The sequence below is a fragment of the Exiguobacterium sp. UBA5002 genome, from assembly GCF_002396765.1.
Taxonomy (GTDB): domain Bacteria; phylum Bacillota; class Bacilli; order Exiguobacteriales; family Exiguobacteriaceae; genus Exiguobacterium_A.
The window spans coordinates 75,137-100,691 of sequence record NZ_DGYQ01000034.1 but is presented as its reverse complement, the minus strand read 5'-3'; the positions used below and the strand labels follow the sequence as shown (position 1 = coordinate 100,691).

Sequence of the window (25,555 nt, the reverse complement as noted above, 5' to 3'; positions counted from 1 at the left end):
GCTTAATTTGACAAACCGTCAAATAAAAAAACCATCGAACCAATGTCCGATGGTTTAAAATCATTTGTATTTTACTGTAACCGTACGACGACCCCAGTTGAATGCTTCTGAACGAGAGTAGTAAAGGATATCCATCTTCTTCCCTTTAATGGCACCGCCAGTATCAGCAGCTGTATACGTCCCTTTTAATTTCCCCTTGTAATACACTTTCACTGTCGAACGAAGTGGAATGACACGTGGATCAACCGCTACGACTTTCTTTTTCGAGCTTTTGATGTTCCAACCGATTGCTGTCAGATTACCACTACCTGGATCATACGGTGTGTAGGCTGTTGCGCTTACGTTCGTGATTGTTTTCCAACCACCTGTCGATTGTTTTTTCGAACTGCTTGACGTCACGACTTTCGAGTAGCTTGCGCTAAGGTAAGCTGTTTTACCTTTGTAACTTACTTTATACCAGTTACCTGTTTTTGCTTTGTACGATAACGTTTGGTTCTTATATAGAAGACCGAGCTTTTTCGAAGAAGTAGTAGCTTTCTGACGAATGACTAGGCTATCGACTGTTGACTTGACGCTTTTCTTAGTTGCAGCCTCTGCTTGAAGACCTGCAAACGAACTGAGTGCTAACACGACCGTTAAAACACTTGCGAGCATCCGTTTCATCATGTATTTTCTCCTCCATCATTGTTTCGTGTTTGTTAACTGAGATTAATATACATGACAAAACGATGGAGTGCCGTTACATATAGACCACAAAAATATGTCTGTACTATTACTTTTATGTTACAAACGACTCATTTTTTTAAGAAATCGACCTTTTTTGGGTTTATTTTTACAAAGATGACGATTCATTTTTCGTTATATGACAAACAACGTAACAATAGATCGTACGTTTGTATATTTTTTTCGTAGATTTCATCAAAAAAAGGACTGAATCGTTGGAATAACGACTCAGTCCTTTTGAAACGATTATGCGTTTTGAGCAACTAATCCACCAACACGAACTGTATCGCGTGCGATCATCAATTCTTCATTCGTTGGAATGATAATGACTTTGACTGGTGAGTGTGGGTAGTTAATGAAGAGTTCTTCTCCATGAGCTCCATTGTTGAGTGATGGATCCCAGTAAACGCCCATGAATTCGAGACCACGTAGGACACGCTCACGGATTGAATCTGAGTTTTCCCCAACACCAGCTGTGAAGATAATGGCATCAACACCATTCATCTCAGCAGCATATTGCCCGATGTATCCGTGGATACGGTTCGCGAAGATACGGAGTGCCATCTCTGAACGGTGGTTTCCTTCCTTCGCAGCCGTTTGGACGTCACGCAAGTCACTTGAAAGACCTGAGAGTCCGTAGATTCCAGACTCTTTGTTCATGACGTTCAAGACTTCTTCCGCTGTTTTCCCTGTTTTCTCCATCAAGAATGGAATCAAAGCTGGGTCGAGTGAACCAGAACGTGTTCCCATCGTGATCCCTTCAAGTGGTGTGAAGCCCATCGTCGTATCGATTGATTCGCCACCCGAAACTGCTGCGATTGATGCTCCGCTACCTAAGTGACATGAGATCAAACGAAGGTCTTTTAATGGACGACCGAGTAATTCAGATGCACGTTCCGTAACATATTTGTGGCTCGTACCGTGGAAACCATATTTACGGATACCGTATTCTGTGTAGTAATCATACGGTAAGCTGTAAAGGAAGTTTTCTTCTGGCATCGTTTGATGGAACGCCGTATCGAAGACCGCCACTTGCGGCACTTCCGGAAGCAATGCTTGGAATGCCCGGATTCCGATCAAGTTTGGTGGAATGTGAAGTGGTCCGAGTTCTGTATACGACTCGATATCTTGCATGACTTCATCCGTGATCAATACAGAGTCTGCATATTTTTCTTTACCATGAAGAACACGATGTCCGACACCTTTAATCTCATCGTAAGACGAGATGATTCCGAACTCCATTAATTTTTCGAGTGATAACTCGACTGCTTCTTTATGTGTTGCAAGCGGGAGGACATCTGTATACTTTTGTCCTTCACCATATTTAATCGTAAAGATTGCATCGTCTTTACCGACACGTTCAACGAGTCCGACTGCAATCATCGTTTCGTTCGGCATTTCGAGCAATTGGAACTTCAAAGACGAACTACCTGCGTTTACCGCCATAATTTTTGCCATGATTTTTCCCCTTTTCCATTTGAATCCAATGAACATTCACATCTGTTTAGGTTTTCTTCTATTTCTGTTCTACAACTAGAATAGTCAAATTAACGACAGATTTCAATCACTTTGCGTAATTCATTTTAATTCTGTGTTAATCCATTCATCAATCTGTTTCACCATACCACCAAACGCACGGACATCTGTGAAAGATGGTAGTTCAGCAAGTAACGCTTGTTTTGGCATCTTCATACCGGCTAAATGATTACGGACGATCAAATAACTTTTTGCTGCCTGTTCTTGTTTGAACATGGTTAACGGCAATTGTAAAATGCCGATGACGTGCGCTTTTGATTCAAAGTACTGTTTCAACTTGCCTTCCGTATCATGCTGGAACAAACCGTTCGGAATGACAAAAACACCGAACCCACCTGGTTTGACGTATTGCATCGCTTGTTCGATCAATAAGAAATGACTATAGCTCATACCCTCATCTCGTTTCAAGATGTAAGAAGCAGCAGCCTCTTCATCCGGATAATAACCGACTGGGAGATCAGCCATCGCAAGATCAACTGGATCTAGCAACAAAGGTCGTAACGCATCTTGATGCGTATACGTAACAGGGTAGTCGAGTAATTCCGTTACCGCTGCCGATAAACGAATTAACGTCTCATCTACCTCAACTGCTTCAGCAGATGTGCCCGTCGAAAGCTGACTCAAGACAGCGTGTAACATACCACCTGTTCCACTTCCTAATTCAAGTAGTCGGATGTCCTCCTTACCTACCAATTTCCCGATTAGATAACCAGCAAACAAAGCGACGCTGTCTGGCGTCGGCAAATGGTTCGGTTGCGCTTGTTTCATCCCTTCTAAAATAGCAAGCGATACTGCCTTTCGAATGACCTCTTTATCTACATTTTCAGTATGGCGATCGTTCAACCGGTCAATCACAGTCGTCAACGCTTCTAGGTAAGGCATATCAAGATCACGTTCGATTTGTTTTGTTTGACGTGTTAATTCCTTATATAACTTTTCTAACGGCTCCATGTACGTCATCCTCTCCAAAACGAAACGGCCCCCCGTAGAGCGGGAGCCGTTTCTATCATTAGTTCCATTGTAACGCTTCATCGTCGTTTGTAAACCATTCTTACTTCGCTTCACGTGCTGCAGCGAGTGCTGCTTCGAAATTTACCTCATCCGTTGATTCTTCGAGGTATTCGACATACGTGATTTCGTTGTTCGAATCTAAGACGAAGACAGAGCGAGCAAGCAGACGTAATTCTTCGATTGCCACGCCGTACTGTGTACCGAATGAAAGATCACGGTGATCAGACAATGTCACGACTTGATCAAGACCACTTGACGCACACCAACGACGTTGCGCGAACGGAAGGTCATTTGAGATCGTCATGACCGTCACACCTTCGATTTTAGCTGCTTCTTCGTTAAATTTACGAGTCTGTGCATCGCATACCCCTGTATCGATTGATGGGACGACACTGATGATTCGAACACCTTGGTATGTATCACGTGTTACAGGCGATAAGTCGTTAGCTAACACTTGAAAGTCCGGTGCTGTTTGTCCGACTTGAACCGCTGTACCTTGAAGTGTGATTGGATTTCCTTTAAACGTTGCCATATGAATTCCCCTTTTCCCCTGATTGGATATACTGTATTTTCTATTTAACTATAGGAATGATCTGCGAAGATGGCAAGTATTCTGCCATAATTGATGGACTTCAGTACCCGTCTTTCTAAAAAACAGGTATAATAAAAGAGTTCATGAAACGCTTTCAAGGGGGAATTGACCATGGCTCGAAATAATGTCTACCTGTACTACCGAAATACACAAAGACACGAGACGCAGGTGCGAAAGTTGATCGATGTCGGTACACGATACGGACTGAATGTCGTCCAAGATCATCGACAAGCAAACATCATCGTCTCGATTGGTGGAGATGGGGCTTTCTTGCAAGCGGCACGCTTCACAGGTTTCCGTGATGATGCGATCTATGTCGGATTCGCTGAAGGACCAAACTCGTTCTACTGTGATTTTGATATCAATGATCTTTCTGCGGTCGAAGCAATCTTTAAAGCGACGGGCAATCGTGTCTCGGATGGCGAAATCGAAGTACGTCGTTATCCACTACTTGAAGCATCCATCAACGGTGGACCACCGATGCTCTGTCTGAACGAATGTTCCGTAAAGTCGAGCATCATCAAATCACTCGCAATCGAAGTCTATATCGATGACTTCCTGTTTGAGACATTCCGCGGGGATGGAATGGTCATCTCAACACCGACGGGATCTACGGCTTATAACAAGTCACTTTCTGGTGCGATTGTCGATCCATTGATCCACTGTCTTCAAGTCAGCGAGATCGCTTCCGTTAACAATAACCGGTACCGGACACTCGGTTCTGCTTTCCTATTGAACCGCGGACGTAAACTCTCGTTACGCATCATTGAGGACGGAAACGATTATCCGATCATCGGGATGGATAACGAAGCACTCAGCCTGACACGAACGGATTCAGTCGATATCCAGCTCTCTGAAAAAGAACTTAAAACCGTCAAATTAACGAACAATACATTTTGGCATAAGATTCAACGCTCGTTCTTATGACCATAAAAAAATCTGCCTCCTCGGGGGCAGATTTTTTTATTGCGTCTTCCGTTACGTCACCCTTTATACTCCAATCAAAGGAGGTCCACAAATGATGTATTCCACTCAGGAAATCGCCAAACTGACCGGCGTCACAAAACGAACACTCTATCATTATGAGACGATCGGTCTCCTCGTGCCAAAGCGTACCGATGCTGGTCACCGAAGTTACAGCAGAGAGGATCTTTTACGTTTACAACAAATCCTGCTCTATCGCTCTCTTGACTTCCCACTGTCAGAAATCCAAAGATTACTCACGCAATCTGATTCCAATCATCATACGACACTGAAAAAGCAGATCGTACTCCTTCAAGAAAAAGCTTCGCATTATCAAATGCTCGCTCGACTCGCTGAACAGACATTACTCACTTTAAAAGGAGGACTCCCTATGAAAGACGAACAATTATTCCGCGGTTTACGTCACGAAGAGATCGTCATGCACGAAAAACAACATGCAGATGAAGTCCAACAACACTACGGTGACACCGACGCCTATCGAATCAGTGCAAAAAGACAAAAACAACGTACCCCGAATGAGAAAGAACAACTGAGCGCCATGCATAAGCAACTCGATCAGCGCTTGACGACCCTCTACCGCGACGGGCACAAGGCGACAGATCCAGACGTTCAACAAATCGTGAAAGAACAACATGACTTCATCGATACGTACTATTATCCATGTGAGTTATCTATTTTTGCCTCACTCGGCCAGATGTATGTGTCCGACGACCGGTTTCGTGCCTACTACGATGCGTATGCACCTGGACTATCTTCTTTCTATTCGGAAGCTATTTCGCACTATGCAGAAGCAACATCAAATTAAGGCTGCTTCTGCCTGATAGACGGTTTTACCAGCTTGGACAGTCTCCACTAAACGGTTATTCAAGATGGCTTCCCCACGCAAGCGATAGAAGTCTTCTTCAAAGATGACGAAATCGGCATCGTATCCTGGTAGGAGTAATCCTTTGCGTCCATGTGTCTCGGTCGCGAGATGTGGATTTTTCGTAAAGAGTAACAAGGCTTCGTACATCGATAACGTCTCATTCGCCTTATTGACACGTCCCGCTGTTCCTTCCGTCGCTGCATACAGGGAACGCCGAACATCGGGGTCAGAGATCGGTGCATCTGCCCCACCGCATAATAATGCGCCGGTCTCAGCTAACGAACGTAAACGATAACTCCAGTCTAAGCGGTTCAATCCGAGTCGATCGACGATGAAGTCTGCGTCATCCAGTAAAAAGACCGGTTGAACGTCAATCAAGACCGGTAACTTCCGAATTCGTGCAAGCGTTTCTGGTCGAACGACCGTCGCATGAATGATCCGATCCCGCTTGCCTTTTGGTGCTGGATATTTCTCGAGCACCTGTACGAATCGTTCAATCGCTAAGTCACCGATGACATGTGCCGCAACTGTGAACCCGTAACTACGTGCACGCTTGACGAGTTGTTCGAGTTGTTCTGGCGTATGCACTTCGATGCCACGTGTCGTCGGATCATCAGAATAACCACGACCAAGTAGAGCTGTCCGTCCTCCGAGTGCACCGTCGACGAATAGTTTCATCGCACCAATTGACATCGTTGATGGCAAAATTGGTTGCTGTTGCACGAACTCATCGATGACAAGATGATGAACGAGTAGATGTGTATGGAAGCCTGTTTCTTGCGTCACTTCCTTATAAGCTTGCAAGATGTCCGCGACATCTCCGTGATACGATAAATCTTCTGTGTGTGCCGCAATGATGCCGTATTGATATAAGTTCTTAATTGCTGACCGGAGTGACGATTTGTTTCGCTCTAAGTTTCCAGCTTGTAACGCATACAAAGGTTCAAGCGCCGCATCGTACAAAAATCCGTCAGCTTCGCCGTTATCCGATAAGCCGATCTTTCCACCATCGATGACAGTCGATGCTTTATAGCCGAGCTGTTGGAATAAAACATCGTTGACAAGTGCGGTATGCCGGTCTGTCCGTTTTAATAAGGCAGGAACGTCCGGGAACAACTGATTCAGCCATGCTTTTGTCGGCGCACGGTCAAGTTTCGTTTCGTCATATCCTTCCGCCACGTGAATCCCATTGATTGGTTCTGCCTTGAGGAAAGCTTGTCCTAATGCTTCAAGCGTCGTATAACGCGAGGCATCGACACGGTTGATCGCTTCCCCGTAGCCAATCAGATGAATATGTGCGTCTGTGAAGGCTGGATAAACAGCTTTTCCGTTCAAGTCTTGAATCTGTTCAATACGTCTACCGAAACGTCGACGTAGTTTTCCTTCCTCCCCCATTGCGATGATCCGCGTCTTCTCGACGAACATCGTTGAATGGACGTCCTCTTCATGTGCCATCGTCCGAATCAATCCGTTTACGTATAGTGTTCCCATTCTACTCACTCCTCTTTTTACAAAAATAGGGTGACCATGACGGTCACCCTGAATTGTCGATCCTGATTTAAACGTGCAACGTTTCCTTTGGTGCACACGATCGTTTAATGCGTTCGATCGCGTCCGGATCGTATTCATTTAGGACACGTTCCGCTAAGATGATCGTACGTTCATAGTCTCCCGCTAAGAACTTCGTTTCCGCGATCGTCAGCGACATATGTATCTCATTGTCGTGGCGACGGTATCGGTTCGCATACTGGACGAGCCGTTCGGCATACGTGACTTCGAACACTAATGTATCTAACCGTTCTTGCACATGTTTAAACGTTTCTTGGACGTCTTGACTTTGTGCAACGATCGATCGGACATTAAACGGTAACTCTTCGAGCCGTGTCTCAAGCGTCTGTAGCGAACGATTCGCATTACGTAGTGCTTCTTCGACTTCCGTTGGTAAGTTCGGTAATCCAAGTCGTTTCAGACGAAGACGTGTTTGCGAGAGCTGATGACGCCATTCGACGATCCGTTCGCGCACTTCTGTCTCTTCTTTTCGAAGCGCTTGAAGTTCGACCGTAAAGCGTTCGTACTGAATCATCAACTGTTCCTCTAAGCGAATCGCATCGCGCATTTGATCTTCGAGCATACTGAACGGAATGATTTTCCCAGCAATCGACTCATCGAGATCTTTTGCCGCTTCAAATAGTAGCTCTTCGTCACGTTGGATCGTTTCGTAGTGAATTCCAAGATCTGCTGAGATTTCATACTTTTCACGTAAAATGCTGAACTCTTGTGCTAACTGATGAATCCGTTCGCGCATCCGTAATGCTTTTTGTTTCAAGGATTGATTTTCTTTTTTTACTTGATGACGTGCATCAACTTCACGACGGAACGTATCGTACATTTGATCAACGTCGGCTGATAACTGTTGAATCGCCTCTTCCAAACCATCGACTTCAAGTCTCTCGATTTTTTCAGCAAGACTTAAACGTTGTTCCTCGAACCGTTTAATCTCAGATTGAAGACCGAGGGGCTCAAGTGGATACCCATCTAACGACATTTCCTTATAACCCGCTCCGAGCTGATCAATCCGTTGACGCAATTCATGAGCGAGAATCTTCCATTGTTTCGGTACGAGCTCGACAAGGTGACGCGTCGTCGCTACTTCTTGCTCGAGTAACAAGCTTGTTTCATACGCCTTCGTCACTTCACCCGAAGCTTCGTACTGACACATCTCATTCCAGTGCGCGTCGATTTGTTCACTTCGTTCTTCCAGACGCGCGAGCGCCGGACCGAATGAGTTCGCTTGGATCAATAACGATTTCCGAACTTGCCCTGAATCGGCTTCCCCTTGCGCTTTCAACTCTGCTAGAACCGATTGATTCGTTTTGAACGTCGACATCTCGACGAGCATCTCATCGATCAATCCTTCGAGTTCCGCAATCAATTGTTCCGTTACTTCAAGGTCATTCTTGACGGCGATGAACCGGTATTTATCGAGCGCTTCTTCCGCTCGGTAAAGGGTTTCATCGATTTGGGCGACGTGGACCGTTAACAACTCTTCCCACGCTTGATGCCAGGAGCTGAACTTCGTCTCCGTCTCACCCGCCATCGGTAGTTGCTTTAAGTCCTGCAACTCCTTCGGAATCGATGCACTGACGATGCCTTGCTTGCGCATATCAAGTTCATCGATTTTCGTGTAGTATTTTTTTCGACTGATCATGCTGAATAGCATGACGAGTAATACGATGACGATGACTCCGATCACCCATGCCCACATTTGTCACGACCTCCACTCTGTCGTACGACTTTAGATTTTCTCTAAATCGCAATAATCTTATCCTTATAATAGTATAGCGCAACCGTTTTGCATAGATTTACAAAGGCTTTTCCTGATTTCTTCCGCTGTTTTGAATCCTTTTTCCAAAAATCAATTGTTTGTCAGCTACACGAAAACTCGTTAAACTAAAAAAAATACGCTTTTCACGGGAGGAATTTTTATTATGTTCGAAACAAAGACATATGAAGGTGACCGGACGAAACAATATGACATGCTATCAAAACAACTGGATGCTTTATTAATGGGAGAAGACAATCAAGTCGCGAACTTATCGAATGCGAGCGCGTTACTCAATCAGTTCCTTGACCGTATCAACTGGGTCGGTTTCTATTTGACGGATACCGAGCAAAACCAACTCGTCCTCGGACCATTCCAAGGACTTCCAGCATGCGTCCGTATTCCATTCGGTCGTGGTGTTTGCGGAACGTCCGCAGCAGAACAGACGACACAACGCATCGAAGACGTTCATCAATTCCCAGGTCACATCGCATGTGACGCGGCATCGAATTCTGAAATCGTCATTCCACTCGTCAAAGACGGCCAAACGATCGGCGTCCTCGATATCGACAGCCCAGAATTCAACCGTTTCGATGAAGTCGATCAAGCTGGTTTAGAAGCATTCTGTACGACGCTGCTTCGTCATCTGTAATTCTGATTGACAGTCGATTGTCCACACCGTATACTTGTAAAAGTGCAGAAATGATAACGATAGCGGTCAAATCGCTTACGTATCACATTTCATGACTCGGTGAATAACCGGAGGGGCATCGTGTAACTTTGCTATCAAGCGAGGGTGCCACATCATGAAATGGGCGTAATGTGGGTTTGATGGCGTTATTATTTTTATGCAAATAATAACGAACAATAAGGAGGAGTCTTATTATGGCTCGCTATACAGGTCCAGCTTGGAAACTCTCACGTCGTCTCGGTATCTCACTTACTGAAACAGGAAAAGAAATCGCAAAACGCCCTTACGCACCAGGTCAACACGGTAACAGCCGTCGTAAAGTATCTGAGTACGGTCTTCAACTTCAAGCGAAGCAAACACTTCGTCACATGTACGGAGTAAACGAACGCCAATTCAACCGTATCTTCAACGATGCTGGCAAAATGCCTGGTATCCACGGTGAGAACTTCATGTTCTTACTCGAAGCACGTCTTGATAACGTCGTTTACCGTATGGGTATGGCTCGTACACGTCGTGCTGCTCGTCAGCTCGTCAACCACGGTCACATCCAAGTTGATGGACAACGCGTTGATATCCCATCATTCCGCGTGAAACCAGGTCAAACGATTTCAGTTCGCGAAAAATCGAAGAACTTTGTCGTTATCAAAGAAGCACTCGAAGTTGCTCCAGCAACTAAAGACTTCGTTACTTTCGATGCTGAGAAGCTCGAAGGAACGTTCGTCCGTCTTCCTGAGCGTTCTGAATTGAACGATCAAATCCAAGAACAACTCGTCGTCGAGTACTACTCACGTTAATCGATTGTTCCAGCACTCACTTCGGTGGGTGCTTTTTTTATGCCTATGACTAAAATGTATACCTGGTCTTAAAAAAAGAGTGACGTCATTCATTCGTTTGTGTTAACCTTTAAATACACATAGTTAACACAAACAGGAAAGAGGACTTCATTCATGAAAACAAGAGATTTAACTTTCATCGCCCTTGGTGCTGCCATCATCGCAGCCGTCAGCTCTTTGCCACAAATTCAACTCGTCGGCGCTGTTCCAATCACGCTTCAGATGCTCGCGATCATGACGGTCAGCGCGATTCTCGGTGGAAAACGTGGTGGACTCGCTGTCTTAATCTTCTTATTACTCGCAGCAGCTGGTCTACCGGTACTTGGCGGAAAAGGCGGACTAGCTCCATTCGTCGGACCAACCGTTGGTTATTTGATTGCCTTTCCGATTGCTGGATTCTTCATCGGTCTTGTTGCTGAAAAAACGCGTCGCTTCGTTCCCCTCTTCATCGGGATGATCGTCTTTGGTCTTGGTTTAGTCTACCTGCTTGGAACATTCGGTCTAATGGCTGTACTCGATCTATCGTTCAAAGATGCTTTTGCGATTAACTATCCTTTCGTCTTATGGGATACGATCAAAGCTGTCATTGCCACGACGATTGCCGTTCGCTTGTTGCCACTCCGTTTATTCCGAACAGCTTAAAAAAACGCTCTCTGCATCTAAGTGCAGGGAGCGTTTCGTATATCATCAAGCATGCTCGATGACGAAGTATTTTTTCTTTCCGCGACGTACGATCGTAAAGCGACCGATTGCATCAGCTTCCGTAATTTCTTTCGTTAAGTCTTGCTCGCGTTCTCCGTTTAGGTAGATTGCACCGTTCGTAACGTCTTCACGTGCTTGACGTTTTGACGGACAGATCTTTGCCTCAACGAGAACGTCGACGAGGTTTGTCGCTTCGCCGAGTGTAAAACGCGGCATTCCTTTGAACGCATCTTCGATATCTTCTACTTGCAACGATTTAATATCTCCACTAAAGAGTGCCGTCGTAATACGTTGTGCTTGTGTCAGACCTTCTTCACCATGGACGAGAACGGTCATCTCTTCTGCAAGACGACGTTGCGCGACACGCTTCTCTGGTGCTGCCTTGACTTCTTCTGCGAGCGCGTCGAGTTCTTCGTGCGTTAAGAACGTGAAGTATTTCAAGAACTTGATGACGTCAAGATCGTCAACGTTGAACCAGAATTGGTAGAACTCGTACGGTGACGTTTTGTCAGCGTCTAACCAAACCGCACCACCTGCTGTCTTACCGAATTTTTGACCGTCTGCTTTTGTAACAAGCGGTACCGTCAAACCGAATGCTTTTTCTTCATGACCCGCACGACGAATCAATTCCATCCCTGCTGTGATGTTCCCCCATTGGTCACTTCCTCCGACTTGAAGGCGGCATCCTTTGTCTTCGTAGAGTTTCAAGAAGTCAAACGATTGAAGTAACATGTATGAGAACTCAGTGAATGAGATCCCGTTTTGAAGGCGTGAGTCAACAGAATCTTTCGCAAGCATGTAACTGACTGGGAAGTGTTTTCCGATATCGCGTAAGAAATCGATGATCGTCAAATCTTTCGTCCAGTCCAAGTTATTGGCGATCGTGACCGGGTTTTCTCCTTCAAGTGGTAAGAAACGTGACAACTGGTCCTTAATCCGATTCGCGAACTCTTCGACGATATCCGATGTATTCAACGAACGTTCTGTTGCGCGACCACTCGGGTCTCCGATCATTCCCGTTGCTCCACCGACGAGACCTACGACATGGTGACCTGCTTGTTGAAATCGTTTTAAGACTAAGATTGGCAACAAGTGTCCGATATGCAACGAATCAGCTGTTGGATCAAAGCCTGTGTAAAGCGTCGTTGGTGTCTCGAGTAATGTCTTCAATCCTTCTTCATCCGTCATTTGGTTAATTAAACCGCGAAATTCTAAATCCTCTAGTAACGTCATTGTGTCTCCTCCTAAAGTTCACTTTTAACAATAAAAAACCGCCCCTTCGTCTAAGACGAAGGGACGGAAGATTCCGTGGTACCACCCTGATTGCCCTTTACATAAAAAGGACCACTTGGTTCGTCGATAACGGGACGGACCGCTTGATTTCTCAAGAAACTCCCGGAAGCGTAATTCGTAAGTTCACTGTGTCCTAGTTCGCAGCACCACTAGGTCTCTGTCACAGGGAGTGACTTACTACTGTATTCCGATCACTGTTTATCGTAATATATGAAAATAAGATGGTTTCATGATACGTCGAAGGCGAATCCGCTGTCAAGTCCGATTTCACTGGTGGATTTATGGTATAATACGCCTATCTGTGATTTAATATTAATTTACACCTAAGTTTAAGATGCAAAGGAGATCATTTATGCGCGAGAACTGGTTCAAGTTTTGGAATCACCCCCGGACGAAAGCCGTTCGGCACTGGTCGAATATCACATACGATGTTTCGTGGAACATCATTTTATTCCTCATCATAGCAGTCCTTCTCATCGGCAGCTTCTCTGTCGGAGCGGCTGGAGGATATTTCGCTTCCCTCGTCAAAGATACGAAAGCCCCACCTTTGACTGAGATGAAACAAGAAGTGAACAGTTATGCGGTGACAAGTCAAATTTATTGGGGAAGTGGCGAAAAGCTGACGAACATCTCAACAGATGAAGAACGTCAGCCGGTCGATATCAAGAACATCTCCCCTTATTTAATTGATGCGCTTCTATCAACGGAAGACGTAGATTTTTATCAACATGATGGAGTCGTTCCAAAAGCGACTTTACGAGCAGTCTTACAAGAATTGACGAATTCAGCGTCACGCACCGGCGGAAGTACGCTGACACAACAATTAATTAAAAACCAAATCCTGACGAACGAAGTTTCATTCGAACGGAAAGCAAAAGAGATCCTCTTAGCGCTCCGCCTTGAAAATGCGATGTCAAAAGATGAAATTTTACAGGCATACTTGAATGTCGTCTCATTCGGACGAAATTCACTCGGGCGTAACATCGCTGGTATCGAAGCTGCTTCCCAAGGGGTCTTCAAGAAATCAGCGAAAAAACTGACGTTACCACAAGCAGCTTTCCTCGCTGGTATTCCGAAAAACCCTTACTACTACACACCTTATCTACAAGGCGGTGTCGTCAAAAAAGACTTGACGCCAAGTGTCAATCGGATGAAGACCGTGTTGAAGCGGATGTACGTTGCAAAAAACATTACAAAAGAACAATATGAAAAAGCAATCAAACACGACATCACGAAAGACTTCGCGAAACAGTCGAAACGTTCGCGTGACACGTATCCGTATGTCTATGATTTAGCAGAACGTGAAGCGACGAAGATCATGACGAAGTACTTGATGAAACAAGATGGTGTGAAAGAAGACGAAGTCAAACCGTCTGAACTGGCAGAAGTCCGGGCAAACTATCAAGATCAAGCACTGGTTGCACTCCGTCAAGGTGGATACAAAGTTCACATGACGCTAGATAAAAAAATTCATGAATCGATGCAACAACCTGCGAAGAACAATGGGAACTTCCCTGGTGGCATGCAGTACAAACAAGTCGTCGATCCAAAAACGAAAAAAACCGTTTCGAAACAAGATCCAGAAGAAACAGCAGCAGTCATGGTTCAGAATGAGACGGGGCGTATCCTCGGATTCGTTGGTGGACGTTACCTTGATGGAAAAGCCGATGATTTTAACCGAGCATTCCAAGCGAAACGTCAAATCGGGTCAACGGCAAAACCAATTCTCGTCTACTCGAACGGGATTGAAAATCGTTTGATCACTCCGGCATCTACCGTCAATGATGAAGAGTACTACTACCAGACCGTACCACGTCAACCAGGTGATCGTCCGATCAAGAACGAAGGTGGACGTTATCGTGGAAACGTGACGATTCGTACAGCACTTGAACTCTCATTGAACGTACCTGCCGTTAAGATTTACGAGAAGATGAACATGTCGAACTCGATTCAAAAACTCGTCGATATGGGTGTTGAAGTACCGGATGCGATTCGTTATGCTCCTTCGGCGGCACTCGGAACGATGGAGATTACACCGGTCGAGCTTGCTGGTGCTTACGCGACACTCGCCAACTATGGTGAATTCGTGCAACCATACGTCATTTCGAAAATTACGAAAGACGGAAAAGATATCTATAAAGCAAAACCGAAGAAAAAACGAATTTATGAACCACGAACAGCTTACCTGACGCTTGATATGATGCGTGGCGTCTTCTCAAAAGGTACAGCAACGTTTGCAAAAGATCGATTGAACGTTCCTGGAGATTGGGCTGGTAAGACAGGTACGACGAACGATATCAAAGACTCTTACCTTGTCGGTTCCACTCCTGGTGTGACGCTTGCCGTTTGGACAGGACACGATCAGAACAACTCGCTCATCGGTCCAACGACGTATTACCAACGAACACAAACGCTGTGGTCACAAATGGCGAATGCGACGTATGCCGCGAACAGTAGTTACTTCAAATCCGGTGCCCGCTTCACACAACCATCTTCTGTAACAGCAAACGACTTTAAGAACAGTGGTCGCTTCAAAGAAGAAGATAAGAAGAAAAAAGCGGAAGAGGCAAAGAAAAAGAAAGAAGCGGACGCACAGAAAAAAGAAGAGCAACAGAAAGAACAAGATCAGGCGAAAGAAAAAGCGGAAGCTGATGCTAAGAAAAAAGCAACCGATGACGCCAAGCGTGCTGCCGATGCAAAAGCCGAAGCAGAGGCAAAAGCAAAAGCCGAAGCAGAGGCAAAAAAGAAAGCGGAAGCGGACGCTAAGAAAAAAGAAGCTGATGCTAAGAAAAAAGAAGCGGACGCTAAGAAACAGCAAGAACAACAGAAGAAACAAGATGAAAAGAAAAACGATGCTGCTTCTGAAAACTAACAAAAAGGATGAATCACCTGTTGCGGTGATTCATCCTTTTTACGTTTAATCTTCCATCGTCGACAGATCACCTGTTTCAAGATTCAACTCCCATGCTTTCAGAACACGGCGCATGATTTTACCACTTCGTGTCTTCGGCAATTTATCCCGGAAATCGATTTCTCTCGGTGCCGCGTGAGCAGCCAGCCCCTCTTTGACGAATGCTTGGATTTCTTGTTTTAGCTCTTCCGTCGGCTCGTAACCATCACGCAAGGCAATGAATGCCTTGATGATTTCACCGCGGACTGGATCTGGTTTCCCGATGACACCGGCTTCTGCGACAGCTGGGTGCTCGACGAGACGACTTTCGACCTCGAACGGACCAACCCGTTCTCCAGCCGTCATGATGACATCATCGACACGTCCTTGGAACCAGAAGTAACCTTCGTCATCCATATAGGCAGAATCCCCTGAGACATACCATCCTTTAAAGAAATACGATTCATATTTCTGCGGATTGTTCCAAATTTGACGCATCATCGATGGCCATGGTGTTTTTAAAGCAAGGTTCCCCATTCGGAATGGCGGTAACTCATTTCCTTGATCATCAATGATCGCAGCCTGAGTTCCTGGAATCGGTTTCCCCATCGATCCCGGTTTGATGTCCATCGACTTGTAGTTACAAATCATCATCGCGCCTGTCTCCGTCATCCACCATGTATCATGGATCCGTTGATCAAAGGCTTCTTTCCCCCAACGAATGACTTCTGGATTCAACGGTTCGCCGACAGACAATACATGACGAAGACTTGAGAGATCATGATGATTTGCAACATCAGCTCCCGCTCCCATCAACATCCGGAAAGCCGTTGGTGCGCTATACCAGACCGTTACCTTGTACTTCTCAATGACACTGTACCAGAAATCCGGATTGAAGCGTCCACCGACGACGATGTTCGTCGCGCCATTCAAGAATGGTGCGAAGATACCGTAACTTGTTCCTGTGACCCATCCCGGGTCAGCCGTACACCAGTAGATATCATCTTCTTGGAGATCAAGTACCCAGCGACCTGTCATCAAGTGCTGAATCATCGCATTTTGAACGTGGAGGACACCTTTTGGCTTCCCTGTCGATCCTGAAGTGTAGTGCAGGATCAATCCGTCTTCACGATCTAACCAGACCGGTTCGAATACATCGGATGCTTGCTCGAACGCTTTGCGGAAATCGAGTAATGTGTCCGATTCTTCGATATCTTCGTCGACAAGTACTACTTTTTCAAGTGATTCCAGTTCCCCAACTGGAACACGTGGGAGCAATGCCTTCGTCGTCACGAGTAACTTCGCTTCAGAATCAAGCAAGCGATCACGGACCGCTTGTTCCATGAATGCTTCAAATAACGGACCGACGATTGCGCCTACCTTCAGTGCGCCAAGCAAGGCAAAATACAATTCCGGTGAACGTGGCATGAAGATGAAAATACGGTCACCCGTTTTGACCCCTGCATCGACTAATACGTTTGCCGCTTTATTCGTCAATCGTTTCATATCTGCATATGTGAATCGTTGTTCCGTCGTTCCATCGAAATAGATCAGCGCATCCTTGTTCGCCCGCTCGCCTTCTGCGTGGCGGTCGATTGCTTCATGAGCCATGTTGACTTTCCCCGTTGTCGCCCATGAAAAGTACTGCTCAGCATCTTTCCAGTCGTACGTGTTCGTTTCATCATACTCTGCTAACCAATGCTTCCCTGGAAGCGCTTTCAAAACTTTCATGTCTCGTTCCTCCCCTTCTATGTTTTCCTCTTTATTATAAGCTAGTTATCCGTCAGTTCAATCCATTTGCCGTCAATTTGTTAAAAAATCCCTCTCTTTGCTCAAGCGCTTTCGTCTATAATGAATAGGAAGGTGGTGACGCTTACATGTTTGAAAAACAATTCAATCATCGGACGCATGAAACATCACTCGGTCCTGTTGACATCGAAGGTCCCGTACCGAGTCAAACACTAGCAACGTATACACTCGATTCAGGGTTGACGGCTTTTCGTCCACCTGCTGAACAACATCAAGCACTCGTTGAGATTGCAGACCTTGAGGAAGGACGGATCATCGTCGCTCGTCAAGGAACGGAAATCATCGGTTATGTGACTTACTTATACCCTGATCCTTATGAAACGTGGAGCGAAGGAAACAATCCGTACATCTTGGAACTCGGAGCGATCGAAGTCTCCTCTCGGTTCCGCGGACAACAGATCGGTAAAAAATTGCTTGAAATCTCTATGCTCGATCCCGCTATGGAACACTATTTGATTTTAACGACTGAATATTATTGGCATTGGGACCTAAAAGGGAGCGGACTATCGGTCTGGGATTACCGGAAGATCATGGAGAAGATGATGAACCATGGTGGTCTTGTCTTCTTCCCGACCGACGATCCGGAAATCGCCTCCCATCCTGCCAACTGCCTGATGGCACGTATCGGAAAGCACGTCTCACCTGAAGTCGTCGCTCATTTTGATGCGCTACGCTTGAGAAGACGCTTCATGTATGACTAAGCTCGAGGAGGAATCGTCATGTTAATCGAACAAATCATGAATACGACGTGCATCACGATGCAACCGACGAATTCCATCGCGCATGCGGTCGAACTCATGCAACGTCATCAGATTCGTCATGTTCTTGTCGTCAATGCCCGCCATGAACTCGTCGGTCTTGTCGGACTAAAGGAAATTCAAAGCGCAAGTAGCATCTTTCATCCGGATACGGCAAAGCAAGACCTACAGTATCCGGTCTCAAGCATCATGATTGAAAGTCCTGTCACGGCTCACCCGCTCGATTTTATCGAAGATGCGGCTGTGCTGTTTTATGAATATCGATTGACGTGTCTGCCAATCGTCCGCGGTCGACGCCTTGTCGGTGTCGTCACGGAAACGGATTTGTTGCGGACATTCGTTCAATTGACGGGTGCACTCGAACCAAGTTCTCAAATCGAAATCCGTGTTGAGAACACTGCTGGAACATTAGCAAAGATTGCCGCACTGCTTGCCAAAACGAATATCAATATCTTAAATGTACTCGTATATCCAACAGACGATCCGTATGTCCGGATCGTTGCGTTTCGTGTCCAGACGATGAATCCGATTCGGATCATCGAAAAGTTGCGCAAAGAAGGATTCGATGTACTTGGACCGGATGTGAGCAGATGAAGGATTTTGCCTATCTGTACAGTCCTGAAGAGGCGACTTATCGGTTTTCGGAGACACATCCATTCAATCCGATTCGCCTCGAATTAACGGTTTCTTTGCTTGAAGCGATGCATCAATTAGATGACATTCCTTGTATTGCGCCACGTCATGCGACTGATGAAGAATTGTCACTCGTTCATGATCAGGATTATATTGCTGCCGTCAAAGCAGCCGGGACCGGAGCATTAACGCCTCTCAAGGCACAGATGTATGGTCTCGGGACAGAAGACACCCCTTTGTTCCAGGGGATGCATTCGGGCGCTTCTCTCCTTGTCGGCGGCACGATCGAAGCATGTGACCTCGTCTTATCTGGTCAATATAAACGGACCTTTCATATCGGTGGCGGATTGCATCACGGATTCCGTGGGCGTGCCTCTGGTTTTTGTGTCTATAACGATACCGCTGTCGCCATGGCAGCCATGATTGAAAAATATCACTGTAAAATTCTTTATGTCGATACGGACGCTCATCATGGCGATGGAGTACAATGGGCCTTTTATAATCGAAAGGACGTCATGACATTGTCTCTCCATGAGACGGGTCGCTACTTGTTTCCAGGAACGGGAATGGTGACGGAACGAGGGTCTGAAGAAGGATATGGATTTAGCTGGAACGTGCCACTGGACGCCTTTACGGAAGATGATTCGTTTTTACTCGCGTATGAGACGGCACTCTTTGAAGCCTGTGAATTGTTCCAACCGGATCTCATCATTACGCAAAATGGTGCCGATGCACACGCGCTTGATCCATTGACTCACCTATCCTTAACGATGAAAAGTTATGAGCAGATCCCTCAAATCGCCGTCGCTGCAGCAAATAAATATACGAATGGAAAAATCGTTGCTTTAGGAGGCGGTGGCTATGACTGGTATCGTGTCGTCCCCCGCGCGTGGAGTCAAGTTTTTGCTGCCATGACCGGACAAGCTCCGTTTCGTGGAGAGATTCCTACTTCATGGCAAGAACGTTGGAGTGGACAAGAAACACCCCCACCAACACACTGGCATGATCCAACACCACTCTACCCCGCCATTCCGCGACGACCTGAAATCGAAGAAAAAAATTGGGAGACTGTTAAACGACTAATTTGGCCGTTCGTGAGCGATGAGCGTAAGAAACAATTGACTGCGACTTCCCCTTACTCCGTTGATTAATCGACTTTATATCTTCACATTTATTTCGTTCGGAGTTCACAACTTGTTGCTATACTAAATATGGAATTTTTACTTAGTAAATGAATAATAGTTGGGGGAATCATCATGAAAAAGGCATGGCTTTATTCCGGTCTTATTCTATCGACAGGGATCGTACTCGCAGGGTGCGGCATTGAAAAACAGGCAATGGATCACGATAACATGCAAGGGTCAGGAAAACCGACGGTCGAGGTCAACGTCAATGTTCCGGCCAAGACAATGGAAGAAGATAAAGTTGTTTTTAAAGCGTCAGCTGTCGAACAAAAGAAGCCAGTCAATCTTGAGGACGTGACATTTGAAGTTTGGGAAGCCGGAAAACAAGACGGTGCCCATCAAAAGTTCAAGGCAACCTTGAAAAAAACGGGTTCTTATCAAGCAGAAGCTAAGCTTGCTGAAGGTGAGTATGAAGGACAGTATCATATCAATGATAAAAAAGGACTCCATCATATGGATAAGATCTCATTCGTCGTCATGGATCATTCACATGAAAAAGAGGAAGCATCGCACGAGCATGGACATGATCACAAAGCCGTCGATGGCCTGTCTGTCCATTACATGGGCGCAACAAAAGCGAAAGCTGGTGCTGAACTTCCCGTCTCCTTTCATGTTTTCCTCGATGGGAAACCGCTAAAAGCGAACGTACAAGTGGAAGTCATTGAAACGGGCATTGAAAAGCATAACTACGTTCCTCTAGAAAAAAAGGGTGATGCCTACAGCGGGAAAGTGACATTGACTGCACCTGGTCAGACGACGGTTCGACTCCATGTCGAAAATGACCAACTCCACCATCACCAAGATGAACTTATTACCGTCGCGAAATAAAAAAACGTCTCTTTTTTCAAGCAGCTTGCTTGAGAGAAGAGACGTTTTTTCGATTAAGGACGTGTCGAATCCCGTTGTTCGATCCGGTGTGGTAACGTGACATCGTTCGTTTCAATTTCTTCTTTATTCAAGATTTTCGTCAATAGACGCATCGAGACTGCTCCGATATCATACATCGGTTGAACGACAGTCGTCAGTTTCGGACGAATCATCGTCGCAAGACGTGTGTTATCGTGTCCGATGACTTCGAAGTCTTCCGGTACACGGTGTCCAGCATCCTGTAAGGCATGGATGACACCAAGAGCCATCTCATCCGTTCCAGCAAAAATCGCGCGTGGGCAATCTTCTCCAAGTTCAAGCAATTGATTCATCGCCTTCATTCCTGAATCATACGTATAGTTTCCAAGGACGACATTTTGCTCGTTAAACGGAAGATTTGCTTCTTCGAGTGCTCGGCGATAACCCGCAAATTTCTTTTCACCATTGATTTGCTGTTCGAGCGGTCCAGTGATGAATCCAATCCGTTCATGTCCACGGTCGATCAAAGACTTAACAGCATCGTGCGCAGCACTCTCATAATCGATGTTGACGGCAGGAAGATCATAATCTTGATTCAACGTCGCAGCAAGAACGATCGGAACTGGTGATGTTTTGAACTCACGAACGAGATCCTCATGCAAACGTCCGCCCATGAAGATGATTCCATCCACCTGTTTTCCGAGTAATGTATTGAGCAAATGAATCTCTTTTTCCCGGTTTTGGTCGGAGTTACATAAAATGATGTTATATTTATACATTGTCGCGACGTCCTCAATCCCGCGTGCTAAATCCGCAAAGAAGATGTTCGAGATATCGGGCACGATGACACCGACCGTCGTTGTTTTTTTACTTGCCAGTCCACGGGCAACAGCGTTCGGACGATAACCAAGCTGTTCGATTGCGTCTTGGACCTTCTTTCGTGTAGATGGTTTGACATTCGGGTTTCCGTTGACGACACGCGATACGGTCGCCATCGAAACAGCAGCCTCTCGCGCGACATCGTAAATCGTAATATTACTATTCAAAACAAATTCCTCCTTTAGTATGATCCATCTCAAGTGTTTTCATTTCGTTTTCATTTTTAGGCAACACGAAAGGAAGACAGGAAAGATAGTTTTCTTTTCCCATTCTTCCTTCATTGTAAAACGTTTTCATTCGCTTTAGGTTACCCTTTTTCGGAAATCATTGAACGTTTAGTGCCGGAAAGGTAGTCGTCAAGTTTTCGATGAACGTATCGAATTCTTGGAAATCGAGTTGTTGGTTCGCATCAGACAACGCAAGTGCTGGGAACGGATGGACTTCGACCATGACAGCGTCTGCCCCGATCGCGTATGCCGCTTTTGCTGTTGGCAAGAGTAAATCCTTACGTCCTGTCGAGTGCGTGACATCGACCATGACAGGGAGATGCGTCTCTTGCTTCAGAATCGGAACTGCTGAGATATCAAGCGTGTTCCGTGTTGCACGTTCATACGTCCGAATACCACGCTCACATAAGATGACTTGATCATTACCACTCGCCATGATGTACTCAGCCGCGTACATGAATTCCTCGAGTGTTGCAGAAAGACCTCGTTTTAAAAGAACCGGTTTATTCGTACGACCGACTTCCTTGAGTAAATCGAAGTTTTGCATATTGCGTGCGCCGACCTGGATGATGTCGACATATGGTAAAGCAGATTCAACGGCGCTCGGTGTCATGATTTCAGTGATGACATACAAACCGTGCGCGTCCGCTGCTTTTTTCAACATCTTTAGACCTTCGAGTCCTAGACCTTGGAAGTCGTAAGGCGATGTACGTGGTTTGTACGCTCCGCCTCGCATGAACTTCACGCCATGTTTCGCGAGCTGTTCCGCGACCTCAAATACTTGTTCTTCGCTCTCGACCGCACACGGTCCAGCGATCAATTGTTGTGAACCGTCTCCGATGACGGCATCTCCGATCCGGATGATCGTATTCGTCGGTTTTTGTTTCCGTGATACGAGTAATTTCCGAGTCCGATCTTCTCCTTGTAATTCGAGAGAAGCTTTGAAAATTTCTTTAAATACATGCTGAAGGCGTCCTGTTTCAAAAGGTCCATGGTTATTAGCGGCAATTGATTCGAGCATTTGACGTTCTCGAACAGGGTCGTATCGATCAAGCCCTTGTGCTCGTTTGACTTTTCCGATTTCAACAGCAATTTGACCTCGTCTGTTCATCAATTCCAATAATTCTGCATTCACTAAATCGAGTTCATCACGTAATCTTTTTAATTCTGCATGTTGATCCATGTCCTACCACTCCCTAATCAGCATATAGCTCGTAATAGCAACTAATTATAGCGAACTCTTTCCCTGTTGTACATAAAGAAGCTGCATGATTTCTTAAAATATGAAAATAAATTACGTTTTTTCATATAATTTTTTTGTGTTTTCTCTATAAGGAAACATAGAAAAAGAGCCCTCGTGATGAGAGCTCCTCATATATTGATTATTTCTTATGATTCACATCAGACTGCGGATCATTGTCTTCCTCTTGTTCGTCTGCTAACTGTTCACGTAACTCCGAAAGTTCAACGACCGTCTCCGTGTCGATCTCTTCTGCAACAGACGCCCCATCCACTTCGTCGCCGATTTCACGTTCGATGTCACGTACGAGCTGTTCTGCTTCTGCGAGAGCAGCATCGATGCTTGCCTGATCCTTCTCAAAGCCCGCATATTGTGCCGCTTCTTGAACCGTTGAATTGTTCTTCGCTTTTTCAATGACAGGTGCTGCCTTATCTTTCGCTAGTTGAATCCACTCACCTACGAGTGGCTCCGCTTTTTCGCGGACAACTTGTGTCTGTTCCGTCAAACGTTGACGCGCAGGCGCCGTACGCTCGTCAATCAGATTGCGTACTTCACGACCTGATTTTGGGCTAGAAAGGAGAGCTGCCGCAGCACCGATCAATCCACCAACGATGACTCCGGCAAGGAAGCCTCCTCCTTTAGAAGAATCTTGTGCTTGATATGGGTGTTGTTTCGTCATGATTTACGATCTCCCTTCAACTCATCTGGAATGCTTTCGACGTCCGGTACTGACACGACTTCCGGTGTGACCGGCGCCTCTGCCTTTTTCCGGAATCGACGACGTGGCTTTTTCTCAACCGTCGTCGTTGCCGTCGAATGATTTTGAACCGTAGTCTCTGCCGGTTTATTTTTCTTAAATAACTCTACAGCGACTGATCCCCAACGGACTGCTTGCGCAATCTGTTCTTTATTCGTATCCGCTGCACCAGCAACCGTATCGGATACTGTCCGGACAGAATCTGTCACTTTGTTTAAAGATGTACCGAGTTCTTCGATCGAGTTTGCGACAGGCGCAAGCAATTCTGTTTTTTCTTCAATCGTATCGACCAGACGATTCGTCTTATGTAACAACGCTGTCGTCTCCATCATGATACCGTCTAATTGACGTTCAAGTCCTGCTGTCGTGTTGGCTACATTGTTGAGCGTTTTACTCGCAGCACCTAATACACGGGCAAGGAAAATGACGAGCACTACGAATGCGATCGCAGCGACTAATCCGGCGATTCCGCCTAATGTGATTTCCATGGTTCTTGCCTCCAATTTTTTTGCATAGTCTTTTGTTGATAGTTCGACATGTAGCAAGTCGTTCCTGCTACTCCAAATGGTTTATTTCCGTTACAATGATAAATGAAACCTATATAATCCATTTCGAGGGGGAAATTTCATGCGTGACCCACGTCTTACTCAACTGGCAACGAATCTCATTAACTATTCGGTTGCCCTTGAACCTGGTGAAAAAGTATTGATTGAAAACTTCGGCATCGAACGCGAACTGGTCGAGGCACTCGTTGAAGCTGCCTACGCGGCTGGCGGTCATCCGTTCGTCTTACTTAAGGATAATCGTATCCTACGAAAATTATACCGAAATGCTTCAGAAGAGCAACTCCAATTGATGGCAGACATCGAACGCAAGCAAATGCAAGCGATGGACGCATACATCGGACTACGTGCTGGTGATAACATCAATGAATTGTCAGATGTGCCGGCTGAACAGATGAAACTTTACGGTCAAACGATCGGTAAGATGCACACACAAGATCGTGTCAAAGGAACGAAATGGGTCGTCCTTCGTTTCCCAACTGCATCGATGGCGCAACTTGCAAATCAATCGACAGAAGCATTCGAAGACTTCTACTTCGATGTCTGCACGCTTGATTATGAAAAAATGGGACAAGCGATGGAACCACTCGTCGACTTGATGAACCGGACGGATCGTGTTCGTCTCGTCGGACCAGGAACGGATCTAACGTTTTCAATCAAAGACATCCCAGCCATCAAATGCGCCGGAAATGCTAACATTCCAGACGGTGAAGTCTTTACGGCACCCGTCAAGGATTCGGTCAACGGTGTCATCTCATATAACACACCATCTCCGTATCAAGGGTTCACGTTTGAAAACGTCAAACTGACGTTCAAAGACGGTAAAATCGTCGAAGCGACGGCGAACGATACGGATCGGATCAACCAAGTCTTCGATACAGATGCTGGTTCTCGTTTTGTCGGCGAATTCGCGATTGGCGTCAATCCCTTCATTCAGCATCCAATGAAGGATATTCTATTCGATGAAAAAATCGATGGCAGCTTCCACTTCACACCAGGTCAAGCTTACGAAGAAGCCTACAACGGTAATGACTCATCCGTTCACTGGGATCTCGTCAACATCCAACGTCCTGATTACGGTGGTGGAGAAATCTGGTTCGACGACGTATTGATCCGTAAAGACGGTCGTTTCGTTCTTCCAGAACTCGAAGTCCTCAATCCTGAAAACCTGAAATAAGAAAAAGCGGATGGCTCGTCCTACATAGGACGGGGTCATC

The 25,555-nt window shown here is 45.8% G+C and carries 23 protein-coding genes and 1 other annotated feature; of the genes, 11 read left to right on the top strand and 12 right to left on the bottom strand.

Annotation, left to right across the window (positions count from 1 at the left end; all coding sequences use genetic code 11):
* Nucleotides 1-60 precede the first annotated feature (60 nt).
* From B4C70_RS10835 to tpx, 4 genes are all read right to left on the bottom strand, one after another.
* On the bottom strand, nucleotides 61-666 hold the full coding sequence (locus B4C70_RS10835; protein WP_050678579.1) for a 3D domain-containing protein: 606 nt from the start codon (nucleotides 664-666) through the stop codon (nucleotides 61-63).
* A 303-nt stretch (nucleotides 667-969) separates the two neighbouring features.
* A complete protein-coding gene (locus B4C70_RS10830) occupies nucleotides 970-2,181 on the bottom strand; it encodes an acetate kinase (RefSeq protein WP_035406240.1) in 1,212 nt (403 codons plus the stop codon).
* 120 nt (nucleotides 2,182-2,301) lie between these two features.
* Complete coding sequence (locus B4C70_RS10825; protein ID WP_290779246.1) at nucleotides 2,302-3,210, bottom strand: class I SAM-dependent methyltransferase; 909 nt, start codon at nucleotides 3,208-3,210, stop codon at nucleotides 2,302-2,304.
* 100 nt (nucleotides 3,211-3,310) lie between these two features.
* On the bottom strand, nucleotides 3,311-3,808 hold the full coding sequence (tpx, locus tag B4C70_RS10820; protein WP_155960139.1) for a thiol peroxidase: 498 nt from the start codon (nucleotides 3,806-3,808) through the stop codon (nucleotides 3,311-3,313).
* Nucleotides 3,809-3,973: 165 nt separating this feature from the next.
* On the opposite strand from tpx, the gene B4C70_RS10815 reads away from it, so the two are divergent.
* Nucleotides 3,974-4,789: an NAD kinase gene (locus tag B4C70_RS10815; protein WP_290779243.1), complete on the top strand. Its 816-nt coding sequence runs from the start codon at nucleotides 3,974-3,976 to the stop codon at nucleotides 4,787-4,789.
* A 91-nt stretch (nucleotides 4,790-4,880) separates the two neighbouring features.
* On the top strand, nucleotides 4,881-5,651 hold the full coding sequence (locus B4C70_RS10810; RefSeq protein ID WP_290779240.1) for a MerR family transcriptional regulator: 771 nt from the start codon (nucleotides 4,881-4,883) through the stop codon (nucleotides 5,649-5,651).
* Here B4C70_RS10810 and B4C70_RS10805 read toward each other — a convergent pair.
* Together B4C70_RS10805 and ezrA are read right to left on the bottom strand one after the other, a co-directional pair.
* Nucleotides 5,643-7,202, bottom strand: a complete 1,560-nt coding sequence (locus tag B4C70_RS10805) for an amidohydrolase (protein WP_290779237.1) — start codon at nucleotides 7,200-7,202, stop codon at nucleotides 5,643-5,645. The two genes, B4C70_RS10810 and B4C70_RS10805, sit on opposite strands and share 9 nt — an antisense overlap.
* Nucleotides 7,203-7,269: 67 nt before the next feature.
* On the bottom strand, nucleotides 7,270-8,976 hold the full coding sequence (gene ezrA / locus B4C70_RS10800; protein WP_290779234.1) for a septation ring formation regulator EzrA: 1,707 nt from the start codon (nucleotides 8,974-8,976) through the stop codon (nucleotides 7,270-7,272).
* A 223-nt stretch (nucleotides 8,977-9,199) separates the two neighbouring features.
* On the opposite strand from ezrA, the gene B4C70_RS10795 reads away from it, so the two are divergent.
* From B4C70_RS10795 to B4C70_RS10785, 3 genes are all read left to right on the top strand, one after another.
* Nucleotides 9,200-9,685, top strand: a complete 486-nt coding sequence (locus B4C70_RS10795; RefSeq protein ID WP_023469058.1) for a GAF domain-containing protein — start codon at nucleotides 9,200-9,202, stop codon at nucleotides 9,683-9,685.
* A 233-nt stretch (nucleotides 9,686-9,918) separates the two neighbouring features.
* Entirely contained in the window at nucleotides 9,919-10,518 is a 600-nt protein-coding gene (gene rpsD, locus B4C70_RS10790; protein WP_023469059.1) for a 30S ribosomal protein S4, read from the top strand.
* A 153-nt stretch (nucleotides 10,519-10,671) separates the two neighbouring features.
* Nucleotides 10,672-11,199, top strand: a complete 528-nt coding sequence (locus B4C70_RS10785) for a biotin transporter BioY (RefSeq protein WP_023469060.1) — start codon at nucleotides 10,672-10,674, stop codon at nucleotides 11,197-11,199.
* Between the two features lie 45 nt (nucleotides 11,200-11,244).
* On the opposite strand, the gene tyrS is transcribed toward B4C70_RS10785, so the two are convergent.
* Nucleotides 11,245-12,492: a tyrosine--tRNA ligase gene (gene tyrS, locus B4C70_RS10780; RefSeq protein WP_290779231.1), complete on the bottom strand. Its 1,248-nt coding sequence runs from the start codon at nucleotides 12,490-12,492 to the stop codon at nucleotides 11,245-11,247.
* 56 nt (nucleotides 12,493-12,548) lie between these two features.
* Nucleotides 12,549-12,756, bottom strand: a binding site (T-box leader).
* A 148-nt stretch (nucleotides 12,757-12,904) separates the two neighbouring features.
* Here tyrS and B4C70_RS10775 point away from each other — a divergent pair.
* On the top strand, nucleotides 12,905-15,424 hold the full coding sequence (locus tag B4C70_RS10775; protein WP_290779228.1) for a transglycosylase domain-containing protein: 2,520 nt from the start codon (nucleotides 12,905-12,907) through the stop codon (nucleotides 15,422-15,424).
* Nucleotides 15,425-15,469: 45 nt separating this feature from the next.
* Here B4C70_RS10775 and acsA read toward each other — a convergent pair whose 3' ends face one another.
* The gene (gene acsA, locus B4C70_RS10770) at nucleotides 15,470-17,173 is read right to left on the bottom strand and encodes an acetate--CoA ligase (protein WP_290779225.1); all 1,704 of its coding nucleotides are present in this window, start codon (nucleotides 17,171-17,173) and stop codon (nucleotides 15,470-15,472) included.
* A gap of 146 nt (nucleotides 17,174-17,319) precedes the next feature.
* Here acsA and B4C70_RS10765 point away from each other — a divergent pair, with 146 nt between their 5' ends.
* The 4 genes from B4C70_RS10765 to B4C70_RS10750 all read left to right on the top strand — a co-directional run bounded on the left by B4C70_RS10765 (nucleotide 17,320) and on the right by B4C70_RS10750 (nucleotide 20,654).
* On the top strand, nucleotides 17,320-17,952 hold the full coding sequence (locus tag B4C70_RS10765) for a GNAT family N-acetyltransferase (RefSeq protein WP_023469064.1): 633 nt from the start codon (nucleotides 17,320-17,322) through the stop codon (nucleotides 17,950-17,952).
* A gap of 18 nt (nucleotides 17,953-17,970) precedes the next feature.
* Complete coding sequence (locus B4C70_RS10760; protein ID WP_290779222.1) at nucleotides 17,971-18,603, top strand: acetoin utilization AcuB family protein; 633 nt, start codon at nucleotides 17,971-17,973, stop codon at nucleotides 18,601-18,603.
* Nucleotides 18,600-19,793 (top strand): acetoin utilization protein AcuC, encoded by a 1,194-nt coding sequence (locus B4C70_RS10755; protein WP_023469066.1) that lies wholly within the window; start codon nucleotides 18,600-18,602, stop codon nucleotides 19,791-19,793. The genes B4C70_RS10760 and B4C70_RS10755 overlap by 4 nt, the downstream gene beginning before the upstream one ends.
* A 105-nt stretch (nucleotides 19,794-19,898) precedes the next feature.
* The gene (locus tag B4C70_RS10750) at nucleotides 19,899-20,654 is read left to right on the top strand and encodes a FixH family protein (RefSeq protein ID WP_290779218.1); all 756 of its coding nucleotides are present in this window, start codon (nucleotides 19,899-19,901) and stop codon (nucleotides 20,652-20,654) included.
* A gap of 53 nt (nucleotides 20,655-20,707) precedes the next feature.
* On the opposite strand, the gene ccpA is transcribed toward B4C70_RS10750, so the two are convergent.
* The 4 genes from ccpA to B4C70_RS10730 form a co-directional block, all read right to left on the bottom strand.
* Entirely contained in the window at nucleotides 20,708-21,718 is a 1,011-nt protein-coding gene (ccpA, locus tag B4C70_RS10745) for a catabolite control protein A (RefSeq protein WP_023469068.1), read from the bottom strand.
* Nucleotides 21,719-21,875: 157 nt separating this feature from the next.
* Entirely contained in the window at nucleotides 21,876-22,961 is a 1,086-nt protein-coding gene (locus B4C70_RS10740; RefSeq protein WP_290779215.1) for a bifunctional 3-deoxy-7-phosphoheptulonate synthase/chorismate mutase, read from the bottom strand.
* 199 nt (nucleotides 22,962-23,160) lie between these two features.
* Entirely contained in the window at nucleotides 23,161-23,697 is a 537-nt protein-coding gene (locus B4C70_RS10735) for a YtxH domain-containing protein (protein ID WP_064299494.1), read from the bottom strand.
* The gene (locus B4C70_RS10730; protein WP_029342359.1) at nucleotides 23,694-24,263 is read right to left on the bottom strand and encodes a DUF948 domain-containing protein; all 570 of its coding nucleotides are present in this window, start codon (nucleotides 24,261-24,263) and stop codon (nucleotides 23,694-23,696) included. Before B4C70_RS10730 ends, B4C70_RS10735 begins: the two co-directional genes overlap by 4 nt.
* Nucleotides 24,264-24,402: 139 nt before the next feature.
* On the opposite strand from B4C70_RS10730, the gene B4C70_RS10725 reads away from it, so the two are divergent.
* Complete coding sequence (locus tag B4C70_RS10725) at nucleotides 24,403-25,515, top strand: aminopeptidase (protein ID WP_029342360.1); 1,113 nt, start codon at nucleotides 24,403-24,405, stop codon at nucleotides 25,513-25,515.
* The last annotated feature ends 40 nt before the right edge of the window (nucleotides 25,516-25,555 follow it).

Bases quoted from the DNA above. Each gene is read 5' to 3' on its own strand.
- rpsD (WP_023469059.1), top strand. From the start codon at position 9,919: ATGGCTCGCTATACAGGTCCAGCTTGGAAACTCTCACGTCGTCTCGGT.
- B4C70_RS10830 (WP_035406240.1), bottom strand. From the start codon at position 2,181: ATGGCAAAAATTATGGCGGTAAACGCAGGTAGTTCGTCTTTGAAGTTC.
- B4C70_RS10740 (WP_290779215.1), bottom strand. From the start codon at position 22,961: ATGGATCAACATGCAGAATTAAAAAGATTACGTGATGAACTCGATTTA.
- B4C70_RS10785 (WP_023469060.1), top strand. From the start codon at position 10,672: ATGAAAACAAGAGATTTAACTTTCATCGCCCTTGGTGCTGCCATCATC.
- B4C70_RS10750 (WP_290779218.1), top strand. From the start codon at position 19,899: ATGAAAAAGGCATGGCTTTATTCCGGTCTTATTCTATCGACAGGGATC.
- B4C70_RS10755 (WP_023469066.1), top strand. From the start codon at position 18,600: ATGAAGGATTTTGCCTATCTGTACAGTCCTGAAGAGGCGACTTATCGG.
- acsA (WP_290779225.1), bottom strand. From the start codon at position 17,173: ATGAAAGTTTTGAAAGCGCTTCCAGGGAAGCATTGGTTAGCAGAGTAT.
- B4C70_RS10735 (WP_064299494.1), bottom strand. From the start codon at position 23,697: ATGACGAAACAACACCCATATCAAGCACAAGATTCTTCTAAAGGAGGA.
- B4C70_RS10760 (WP_290779222.1), top strand. From the start codon at position 17,971: ATGTTAATCGAACAAATCATGAATACGACGTGCATCACGATGCAACCG.
- B4C70_RS10835 (WP_050678579.1), bottom strand. From the start codon at position 666: ATGATGAAACGGATGCTCGCAAGTGTTTTAACGGTCGTGTTAGCACTC.
- B4C70_RS10775 (WP_290779228.1), top strand. From the start codon at position 12,905: ATGCGCGAGAACTGGTTCAAGTTTTGGAATCACCCCCGGACGAAAGCC.
- B4C70_RS10795 (WP_023469058.1), top strand. From the start codon at position 9,200: ATGTTCGAAACAAAGACATATGAAGGTGACCGGACGAAACAATATGAC.
- tyrS (WP_290779231.1), bottom strand. From the start codon at position 12,492: ATGACGTTACTAGAGGATTTAGAATTTCGCGGTTTAATTAACCAAATG.
- B4C70_RS10815 (WP_290779243.1), top strand. From the start codon at position 3,974: ATGGCTCGAAATAATGTCTACCTGTACTACCGAAATACACAAAGACAC.
- B4C70_RS10825 (WP_290779246.1), bottom strand. From the start codon at position 3,210: ATGGAGCCGTTAGAAAAGTTATATAAGGAATTAACACGTCAAACAAAA.
- B4C70_RS10725 (WP_029342360.1), top strand. From the start codon at position 24,403: ATGCGTGACCCACGTCTTACTCAACTGGCAACGAATCTCATTAACTAT.
- ezrA (WP_290779234.1), bottom strand. From the start codon at position 8,976: ATGTGGGCATGGGTGATCGGAGTCATCGTCATCGTATTACTCGTCATG.
- B4C70_RS10805 (WP_290779237.1), bottom strand. From the start codon at position 7,202: ATGGGAACACTATACGTAAACGGATTGATTCGGACGATGGCACATGAA.
- B4C70_RS10810 (WP_290779240.1), top strand. From the start codon at position 4,881: ATGATGTATTCCACTCAGGAAATCGCCAAACTGACCGGCGTCACAAAA.
- B4C70_RS10730 (WP_029342359.1), bottom strand. From the start codon at position 24,263: ATGGAAATCACATTAGGCGGAATCGCCGGATTAGTCGCTGCGATCGCA.
- B4C70_RS10765 (WP_023469064.1), top strand. From the start codon at position 17,320: ATGTTTGAAAAACAATTCAATCATCGGACGCATGAAACATCACTCGGT.